At 52.8% G+C, this 2,218-nt stretch carries 2 protein-coding genes; one reads left to right on the forward strand and one right to left on the reverse strand.

The window, feature by feature from the left end:
* Positions 1–392 precede the first annotated feature (392 nt).
* Positions 393–710 (reverse strand): hypothetical protein, encoded by a 318-nt coding sequence (locus H6F43_RS01205; RefSeq protein WP_190340201.1) that lies wholly within the window; start codon positions 708–710, stop codon positions 393–395.
* Positions 711–1,238: 528 nt separating this feature from the next.
* Here H6F43_RS01205 and H6F43_RS01210 point away from each other — a divergent pair.
* The coding region (locus tag H6F43_RS01210) for a mannose-1-phosphate guanylyltransferase (RefSeq protein WP_190340202.1) at positions 1,239–2,218 on the forward strand (980 nt) is incomplete at its 3' end.

Below are 2,218 nucleotides of genomic sequence, written 5' to 3' on the forward strand. Positions count from 1 at the left end.
AAAAACCGTGACCCAATAAACACTATGAGCCGAATAGATTTTGCGAACTCCCAGCAAAGTATGAGTCCAACGATTCCTTTGATTTGGCTCATCCGTAATATCACCGTCGACTAACAGTAGAGTAATTACCTCTTTAGGCTCTGTATAGTGCCAAAAGGAATAGAAATTAGCTTTTAAAGTCCGACTGTGAGTAAATCCCTACTTACAGAGATGAATGGCTGCTCGTGATCTCCACGCAACGCGAATATCATAGGGCATCTTCTAGGTTCGGGATGTCTAATAGCGCACACTGATGCGCCATTTCTTTAGTCGCTGCACTTCTCTCGCATTGCGTTAGGGCAACAATACGACGATAAGACGATAATCGGAACCTGATTTGGCGCGGCTGGTGGCTAGTGTGGCTGCCGTTCTAAGCCGAGTGAGTAGCAGGAGACACCGTCTTGTGCTGGCAGTTCTGCGTCGTCGATCGCCCGTTCAGATTGACCAGACAGCAACGCCCATCCAGCGATATTTTGGACTACCCAGCCGTAGGTTTGCACATCTACCTCAGCGACGTGCTCGATCGCTGCTATTAGAATGGAGCGAGCACACTTAGGATTGGGCAATCCCCCCAGTGCGTCTTCAAGGTGACTCAGCAACACTCGATCGCGGGCTGCAAACACGTCTACGGCTAACTCAATTTCTGCTCCACAAGCGGCAAGATTACACATGAGCACAGCACTCCAATTGGCTTGGATTCTGCGGAGGTGACGTAAGGAGACATACGGCAGTGCACTTCAAGAGCTGTACCACTTCTGTCAAGGCCTGGTTGAAAACACGGCGCACAACGACCATGATGAAGCTCCTGATGAAATAGCGGTTCAATGGCAGGTAGTTAATGATGCGAGGATCGTCCTCTAAAAACAGTCAGACTTGCTTCACGGAACCTTGAGAGTTTCAAGCAGTTTCGATCAAATGGGTTAAGCCTCAAACCTCAATGTGTGCAAATCTAACGCCAATTTATCGGTTAATCCTTAAGACAATCTTAAGAGCGATCTTAGCGACTGGGGCATGATGTAAAGGCAACTTCTTTTTCTACGCTTGAAGTATGAAGTTCCGTCTACTAGAGAGCTGACCTTCAGGACAACGTGCAGAATCCGAGAAGATACTGAGAGGACTGACAACCCAGTCTGGGCATTTAATTAGGATTACGGCTATTTGTCGTCCACCCTCTACCCCAAACGGAGCCGATCGCACCGATGACTACCCCAGCTTTGGTCCCTGTAATTTTGGCAGGCGGAAAAGGAGAGCGCTTTTGGCCCCTCAGCCGCCGGAGCAAACCCAAGCAGTTTTTGAGCCTGGATGGCAGCAACAAAAGTCTTTTGCAAGCCACCGCCGATCGCCTCCTAAAGCTAGTTGGAACCTGGGAAGACCTGTGGGTCGTAACGGCAGCGCATCTTGCGGATGGCGTGCGAGAACAACTGCCGGAGCTACCAGAGAGCAATTTGCTGCTAGAACCCGAAGGACGCGATACTGCCCCTGCCGTTGCCTGGAGCACACTAGAAGTGGCTCAGCGCTACGGGCGTGATGTCGTCGTTGGCTTTTTTCCGGCTGACCCCTGGATCGGAGACGAGGAAGGCTTCCGAGCCACCCTACAGGCGGCGGCAGAACTGGCGGCTGAGCAACCCGCGATCGTCACGCTCGGCATTGCCCCTAGCTACCCCGCTACAGGCTACGGCTACATCCAGCAGGGCGAACCCGCGGGCACCTATACAGGCTGTGCAGCCTATCGCGTTAGTCGCTTTACCGAGAAGCCCGATCGCGCAACTGCCGAGCAGTTTCTTGAATCTGGACAGTTTTGCTGGAACAGCGGCATGTTCATTTTCCGGGCAAGCGTCGCGCTAGATGAACTTTTGGTTTATGCTCCCGACATCCTAGGACCGCTAGAGGCAAACGGACTTGCCGCCTATTCCACCCTGCCTAAAATCAGCATCGACTATGCCCTGATGGAGAAAACCCAGCAGGCATTTGTCCTGCCTGCCTCCTTTGGCTGGGACGACTTGGGCGACTGGAACGCCATTGATCGCCTGCTCAAGACCGATCAGCCTAACGTGGAACTGGGGCGACACGTCCACCTCGATACGCACGGGGCGCTCGTCTACGCGAGTGATGAGAATGACGTGGTGGTGACGATCGGACTTGAGGACACGGTGATCGTTCGCGATGGTAACGTGACCCT

This window comes from Leptolyngbya sp. FACHB-36, assembly GCF_014695955.1.
Taxonomy (GTDB): domain Bacteria; phylum Cyanobacteriota; class Cyanobacteriia; order Leptolyngbyales; family Leptolyngbyaceae; genus FACHB-36.

What these genes read in the sequence shown, in the direction of transcription:
- H6F43_RS01205 (WP_190340201.1), bottom strand. Translation starts at nt 710, where the DNA reads ATGTGTAATCTTGCCGCTTGTGGAGCAGAAATTGAGTTAGCCGTAGAC.